Origin of the sequence: Rhizobium sp. UBA1881 (genome assembly GCF_002338015.1) — a bacterium.
Lineage (GTDB): Bacteria > Pseudomonadota > Alphaproteobacteria > Rhizobiales > Rhizobiaceae > Rhizobium.
In genome coordinates, this window is record NZ_DDHH01000130.1 from 24,854 (window position 1) to 31,678 (window position 6,825).

The window sequence follows — 6,825 nt, forward strand, 5'->3', positions numbered from 1 at the left end:
TATGGCACTTCTCGAAATCGAAAATCTCGTCGTCGAGTTCCAGACCTCGACCGGCACCTTCCGCGCCGTCGATGGCGTGTCGATGAAGGTCTCGGCCGGCGAAGTCCTGGCCATCGTCGGCGAATCCGGCTCCGGCAAGTCCGTCTCCATGCTGGCAGCCATGGGCCTTCTGCCCTGGACCGCGAAGGTCACCGCCGACAAGCTGGTCTTCGACGGCCGCAACCTGCTCGGCATGTCGGGCAGCGAGCGCCGCAAGATCATCGGCAAGGACATGTCGATGATCTTCCAGGAGCCGATCGCCAGCCTCAACCCGTGCTTCACGGTCGGCTTCCAGATCGAGGAAGTGCTGCGCATCCACCTCGGCCTCGGCAAGGCGGAGCGCCGCAAGCGCGCGATCGAGCTCTTCGAAGCCGTCGGCATTCCGAACCCCGCCGAGCGCCTCGGCCACTTCCCGCACCAGATGTCGGGTGGCCAGTGCCAGCGCGTGATGATCGCGATTGCGATTGCCTGCAACCCGAAGCTCCTGATCGCCGACGAGCCGACTACCGCGCTCGACGTCACGATCCAGAAGCAGATCCTCGATCTCCTGATGCGCCTGCAGACGGAACACGGCATGGGTCTCATCATGATCACCCACAACATGGGTGTCGTCGCCGAGACCGCCGATCGCGTGATCGTGCAGTACAAGGGCCGCAAGATGGAAGAGGCCGACGTGTTGTCGCTGTTCGAAGCACCGAAGAGCGATTACACCCGCGCGCTGCTCGCGGCTCTGCCCGACAACGCCACCGGCGATCGCCTGCCGACCATCGGCGAGATCTTCAAACAGACAAGTGAGGGAGCGGCCCAATGACGCCAGTCCTCGAAGGCAAGAACATCGTCCGCAACTACTTCCTGCCGGGCGGCCTGTTCAAGAAGGAAAAGACCGTACACGCTGTCAAGGGCGTGAACTTCAAGGTGGAAGAGGGCAAGACGCTCGCCATCGTCGGTGAAAGCGGCTGCGGCAAGTCCACGCTCGCCCGCATCATCACCATGATCGATCCGGCAAGCGACGGCGAACTGTTTATCGACGGCAAGAAGGTGGATATCGCAGCCGGCGATCTGACGCCCGAGATGCGCCGCAAGGTGCAGATCGTGTTCCAGAACCCTTATGGTTCGCTGAACCCGCGCAAGAAGATCGGCGATATCCTGATGGAGCCGCTGATCATCAACACCAACACGCCCGCCGCCGAACGCCGGGAACTGGCGATGTCGATGTTGAAGAAGGTCGGCCTGCAGGACGTCCACTTCAACCGCTATCCGCACATGTTCTCCGGCGGTCAGCGCCAGCGTATCGCCATTGCCCGCGCGCTGATGCTGAAGCCGCGGCTTCTGGTCTTGGACGAGCCGGTCTCCGCACTCGACCTTTCGGTGCAGGCACAGGTGCTGAACCTGCTCGCCGACCTGCAGGACGAGCTGAACCTCACCTACGTCTTCATCAGCCACGACCTCTCGGTCGTCCGCTATATGGCCGATGACGTCATGGTCATGTATTACGGCGAAGCTGTCGAATACGGATCGCGGGATCAGGTTTTCAACGACCCGCAGCACAGCTATACGAAGACATTGTTCGCGGCGACGCCGCGCGCCGATGTCGACACCATCAGGGCACGTCTCGCCCGCAAGAATGCGGCCATCGCGTCGTAAGCTTGGGTCTCCTGACACGGCGGATCATGTCGAGGTGAGGAGAGTTTCTGGAATGTCAGCACAAAACACGCGCCCCCATGCCATCATCGTCATGGGGGTCAGCGGCTGCGGCAAGTCGTCCGTGGGCGAGGCCATAGCGAAAGCGCTCGCCGTTGAATTCGCCGAGGGCGATGCGCTGCATCCGGCCTCGAATGTCGAGAAGATGTCGAAGGGCACCCCGCTCACCGACGAGGATCGCATGCCCTGGCTCGATATCATCGGCCAGACCATGAAGGCCGCGCTCGACCGCAACGAGGGTATCGTCGTTTCCTGCTCGGCGCTGAAGAAGAGCTACCGCGACCGCCTGCGCGCCGCCGTCGACGGCAACCTCTTCTTCGTTTACCTGCACGGCTCCAAGGAGCTCTTGACCGCGCGCATGGGCGCCCGCAAGGGCCACTTCATGCCGCTCTCCCTGCTTGAGAACCAGCTGGCAACGCTCGAGATCCCGACCGGCGAACCGGGCGTCGTCACTGTCGATATCGATGGAACGATCGACGAGATCGCGAAGACGGCGCTCCGCGATCTCAAGGAATTGGGTGTTTACTAGCCGGATCGTTCAGGGATTAAACCGCTGCGGCGAATAGGCGGAGATATCGACGAAAGGCTTTTCGCCCGTCATCTGCTCCGCCAGCGCCCTTCCGGTCACCGGCCCGAGCGTCAGCCCGTGATGCGCGTGGCCGAAGGCGAACCATAGGCCCTCGTGGCGCGGCGCCTTGCCGATGATGGGCATCATGTCGGGCGTGCAGGGGCGGGCGCCCATCCAGGGTTCGGGATCGAGCCGCTCGCCGAGCGGAAACACGCCGCGCGCCACCGTTTCGGCGCGGTCGAGCTGCACCGGTGTCTTCGGCGCGTCGATCGCCGCGAATTCGGCACCCGTCGTCAGCCGGATGCCGTTTTCCATCGGCGCCATCAGATAGCCGAGCTCCGTGTCGGCCACGGTGTTGTTGAGCACCGCATTGCCCTTCGCCGAATAATGCATGTGATAGCCGCGCTTGACCCCAAGCGGGAAGGCGTAGCCGAGCCGCTTCGTCGCGACCGCTGCCCATGGCCCAAGCGCCATCACCGCCTCGTCGGCTTCGACGGGCCCCTCGTCGGTCGCGATCTTCCAGCCGGCGCCGAACTTGCCGAAGGAGTTCGCATCCCCGGTGATGAAGCGACCGCCGATGCTTTCGAAATAGCGCAGATAGCTTGCCGTCAGCGCCTGCGGATTGATGACCGACCATGGATCGCGCCACTTCAGCGCGCCGACGAAGCCGAGATTGAGATCCGGCTCCAGCCGCGCCAGATCGCCGGTGTCCAGCTTGTCGAAGCCGACGCCGAATTCGCGCTGCAGCCGTTCGGCCTCGGCGAATTCCGCGTCGCGTTTTTCACCGGTGCGGAACACCTCGATCCAACCGTTCTTGCGGATCAGATGCTCGGCGCCTGCTGCTTCGATCAGGTCGCTGTGCTCGGAGATCGAATGCGCGATCAGCGGCGCATAGGCCTTCGAGATCATCTGGTGGCGCTTGGTGTTGGAGTGCCACCAGTAGCGCGCCAGGAAGGAAAGCTGGCCCGGCAGCGCCTTCAGATGATAATGCGCATCGATACGGTTGTTGAAGGCGTAGCGGACGAGAAGGCCGAGCTGCTGCGGAAATCCATAGGGCACCACGCCCTCGCGCTGGATCAATCCGGCATTGCCGAAGGATGTGCCGTTGCCCGGCGGCTTGCGATCGATCAATGTCACCTGGCGTCCGCGCCGCTGCAGATGAATGGCCGTCGATACGCCGACGATGCCGGCTCCAAGCACGATTACGTTCTTCGTCATTTTCCCACGAAACCCACGATAGTCTAGGCATGGAAAATGCCCCTCCGCCAAGCCGCGTGCAAATGAAAAATCGCATTCATTTCAAAAACATTGCCGCCTTCAGGGCGCGGCTCTCGACCGAGATGCGAAGCCACAGCATCAGCCCGTTCATGATGGAGAAGATGGCCGCATAAAGAGGCATGTTGAACGCCAGCGGCAGCACCGCGATCTCGCCGATCACGACCGCGTAGTTCGGATGCGAAAACAGGCGATACGGCCCTTCGCGCACCAGCGACGCCCCCGGCAGCACGATGATCCGCGTCGTCCATCGCCCCTTGAGCGTCACAAGCACCCAGAGCCGGCCAAACTGCAGCACGACGAAGAGCACGAGCCACACCGGCTGCACAGGATGGCCGGGCGCCAAGAGCCAGAGCCCGGCAAGCCAGCTCACATGCAGCGCCACCATGACAGGGTAATGGTCGGCGCCGATTTCACGGGCACCGCGTGCCATCAGCGCGCGGGTGTTGCGGCGGGCGATGATGAGCTCCGCCAGTCGCTGAACCGTCACGAAACCGAGAATGATGATCGAGGGCCACATCGTCAGGCCCTCGTCAACGTCACGCAGCTGGCCGAAAAGCCCGGCCCCATCGCAATCATCGCCGCCCGCTTCGGCAATCCCTGGCGCAGCACCCGCTCAAGCACGAACAGCACCGTCGGCGAGGACATGTTGCCGTATTCCTCAAGCACCGCCCGCTCATGGTCGAGCGCCGAGGATGGGATCGACAAGGCCGTCTCCAGCGCCGCCAGAACGCGTGCCCCGCCAGGATGGCAGATGAAGCGGTCGATATCATCCCGGCTCAGCCCGTTGCGATCAAGAATGCCGTCGATCGCCGGTCCCAACTCCTTCTCCGCGAAGGGAGGGAGCGATTGCGCCAGCACGATCCCGAAGCCTGTATCGTCGATCTTCCAGCCCATGATCCCAAGCGTATCGGGAAACAGGTGCTCTCCGGTGGATTCGACCGCGGCAAGCCCTTCCGGCCCCGCGCGCAAGACGCAGGCCGCCGCACCATCGCCGAACAGCGCGGTCGCGATGATGTTCGCCCGCGTCAGCTCATCGAGCCGGAAGGCCAATGTGCAGAGCTCGATCGAGACGAAGAGCACGGTCGCTCCGGGCCGCGCCTTGGCGAGCCGCGCCGCGATCGCAAAGCCGGAAACGCCTGCCGCGCAGCCGAGGCCGAAGACAGGCAGGCGCTCGACATCTGTCCGAAACCCGATTTCCGATGCCAGCTGCGCATCGAGGCTCGGCGTCGCGATGCCGGTCGAGGAGACCGTGACGATGCAATCGACATCGGCTCCCCTGAGACCAGCCTGATCGAGCGTCGCCGTGACTGTCCGCCGAAACAGGCTGCGCGCCTCGCCCTGATAGGCCTGCATGCGGTCTTCCCAGCCATGCGGCTCGGTGAACCATGAGAGTGGCCGCGCGGCGTGTCGCGTGCGGATGCCGGCATTGGTGAAGACCGGCACAAGATGCGCGAAGTCCTTCAGCCGGCTGGAAAACAGCCGCGCCGACGTCTCCGCGGCTTCCTCCTGCGTGATGACATGCAGTGGCGCCGCAGTGGCGAGGCTGAGTAGTTTGACGGTCTCGTTCACGAAAATGCTCCTGTTCGTCCCCCGGCGCACGCGGAGCAAACACGCCAGCCCGGGCTTTATTCGCCGCTGCCTCTCACGAAACGGTGATCGGAAAAATCGCGACACCCGCCGAATAAACCCGCCGCCAGCGGTGTTCATTCGCCGCAACCCTGTCTTCCAGACCAACTCGACTTGTCCCGAAGGAGATACATCATGACCTCAGCAACCTCCCGGATTGCATCCGTCCTCATCAGCGGCGCGATCGCCGCCTTCGCGTTCACCGCGCCTGCTTTCGCCGCCGGCGGCGACGATAGCGGCGGCGCCACCACGCCGACCTGCAAGAAGGGTGAGGTCTATGACAAGAAGACGCAGAAATGCGTCAAGCAGTCGGGCGCCAACATCACCGACGACAACCGCACCGAATACGCCTACTCGCTGGCCAAAGCCGGTCGTTACGATGAGGCACTGGCCATGCTCGACACGCTGAAGGATCAGAACACCGCCGAGGCGCTGAACTATCGCGGCTACGCAACGCGTAAGCTCGGACGCACGGATGAGGGCATTGGCTACTATCTGAAGTCGGTCCAGCTCGATCCGCAATATGCCAAGGTCCGCGAATATCTCGGCGAAGCCTATGTCATCAAGGGCCGCATCGATCTCGCCAAGGAGCAGCTCGGCACCATCAAGACGCTGTGCGGCACGTCTTGCGAGGAATATCGCGATCTCAACGAAGCGATCACCGATCCGTGGAGCGCGAACACCCGATAATGTGACGAGGAACATGCCGATGGTCGTCGCCTACACGACATTTCCTGCCTATAGTCACGCCAACAAGACCGCGCCGGCTCGCCCGGCGCGGTCTTCGGTAAACCCCGTGGCGGAGGCGGCCATCGCAAGCGAATCCGATATCAGGAGCGGTTTGACGGAAAACCTGTCGCGGCTCTGGCGCTACGGTCTCGTGCTCTCGCATCGCCGCGACGTGGCCGACGATCTGGTGCAGCAGACCTGCGTGCGTGCTCTGGAGAGGGCCACGCAGTTTCAGGTGGGCACAAGGCTCGACCGCTGGCTGTTTGCCATTCTTCATTCGATCTGGCTCAATGAAATCCGCTCGCGGCGGGTCCGCGAAGGGCAGGGCTTCGTCGATGCCGAGCAAGCGCTCGTCGTCGATGGCGCGCGCGAAACGGAGACGCATGTCATGGCCGCTCAGGTGCTTCGTCTCGTGGCTGCGCTGCCCGATGCGCAGCGTGCTTCGGTCTTCCTGGCCTATGTCGAGGGCCTGTCCTACAAGGAGGTGGCCGCGGTGCTGGACATTCCGATCGGCACCGTCATGAGCCGGCTCGCCGCCGCCCGCGCGACCCTGGCCGGCAATCTGAAGGAGGAGGGCGGACGATGACCGACAACACCACGATCCCCTCCGACGAGGAGCTGACCGCCTATCTCGACGGCGAACTGCCACCCGCTGAAGCCGCGCGCCTCGAAGCGCTTCTGGAAACGGACGCCGAGCTCGCAGCCCGCCTCGAGTTCCTGTCCCGCGCCAGCCTGCCATTCGCGCAGGCCTTCGATCCGCTGCTTGCCCAGGCGCCGAAGGCCGAGCTCGAAGCCATCCTCTCGCGCCTCTCCGCCGCACCAGCGCCGGCCCCCAGCCGCCGCCGCTTCCTCGGCGCGCTCGCCGCCTGCTTGGTTGCCGGCGT

9 protein-coding genes are annotated in these 6,825 nt (G+C 63.7%); 6 read left to right on the forward strand and 3 right to left on the reverse strand.

Annotation, left to right across the window (positions count from 1 at the left end):
• The first annotated feature begins 1 nt into the window (after nt 1).
• The 3 genes from B3605_RS16155 to B3605_RS16165 are packed head-to-tail and all read left to right on the forward strand — an operon-like array spanning nt 2 to nt 2,269.
• Nucleotides 2–850, forward strand: coding sequence for an ABC transporter ATP-binding protein (locus B3605_RS16155; protein WP_081931800.1), 849 nt, complete (start codon nt 2–4; stop codon nt 848–850).
• Complete coding sequence (locus B3605_RS16160) at nt 847–1,683, forward strand: dipeptide ABC transporter ATP-binding protein (protein WP_112533537.1); 837 nt, start codon at nt 847–849, stop codon at nt 1,681–1,683. Before B3605_RS16155 ends, B3605_RS16160 begins: the two co-directional genes overlap by 4 nt.
• Nucleotides 1,684–1,735: 52 nt before the next feature.
• Nucleotides 1,736–2,269 carry a gluconokinase gene (locus B3605_RS16165; RefSeq protein ID WP_112946095.1) on the forward strand — a complete coding sequence of 178 codons (534 nt, stop codon included), beginning with the start codon at nt 1,736–1,738 and terminating at the stop codon, nt 2,267–2,269.
• A gap of 9 nt (nt 2,270–2,278) precedes the next feature.
• On the opposite strand, the gene B3605_RS16170 is transcribed toward B3605_RS16165, so the two are convergent.
• The 3 genes from B3605_RS16170 to B3605_RS16180 form a co-directional block, all read right to left on the reverse strand.
• Nucleotides 2,279–3,526 (reverse strand): NAD(P)/FAD-dependent oxidoreductase, encoded by a 1,248-nt coding sequence (locus B3605_RS16170; RefSeq protein WP_112946094.1) that lies wholly within the window; start codon nt 3,524–3,526, stop codon nt 2,279–2,281.
• Between the two features lie 76 nt (nt 3,527–3,602).
• Nucleotides 3,603–4,103: an isoprenylcysteine carboxyl methyltransferase family protein gene (locus B3605_RS16175; RefSeq protein WP_112946093.1), complete on the reverse strand. Its 501-nt coding sequence runs from the start codon at nt 4,101–4,103 to the stop codon at nt 3,603–3,605.
• Nucleotides 4,104–4,105: 2 nt separating this feature from the next.
• Nucleotides 4,106–5,155 (reverse strand): type III polyketide synthase, encoded by a 1,050-nt coding sequence (locus B3605_RS16180; protein ID WP_112946092.1) that lies wholly within the window; start codon nt 5,153–5,155, stop codon nt 4,106–4,108.
• Nucleotides 5,156–5,347: 192 nt separating this feature from the next.
• On the opposite strand from B3605_RS16180, the gene B3605_RS16185 reads away from it, so the two are divergent.
• The 3 genes from B3605_RS16185 to B3605_RS16195 all read left to right on the forward strand — a co-directional run.
• Complete coding sequence (locus B3605_RS16185) at nt 5,348–5,902, forward strand: tetratricopeptide repeat protein (protein ID WP_112946091.1); 555 nt, start codon at nt 5,348–5,350, stop codon at nt 5,900–5,902.
• A 19-nt stretch (nt 5,903–5,921) separates the two neighbouring features.
• Complete coding sequence (locus B3605_RS16190) at nt 5,922–6,527, forward strand: RNA polymerase sigma factor (protein ID WP_296435044.1); 606 nt, start codon at nt 5,922–5,924, stop codon at nt 6,525–6,527.
• Nucleotides 6,524–6,825, forward strand: a 302-nt coding sequence (locus B3605_RS16195; RefSeq protein ID WP_296435045.1) for an anti-sigma factor family protein, incomplete at its 3' end; no start/stop codon positions are given. The genes B3605_RS16190 and B3605_RS16195, both read left to right, overlap by 4 nt.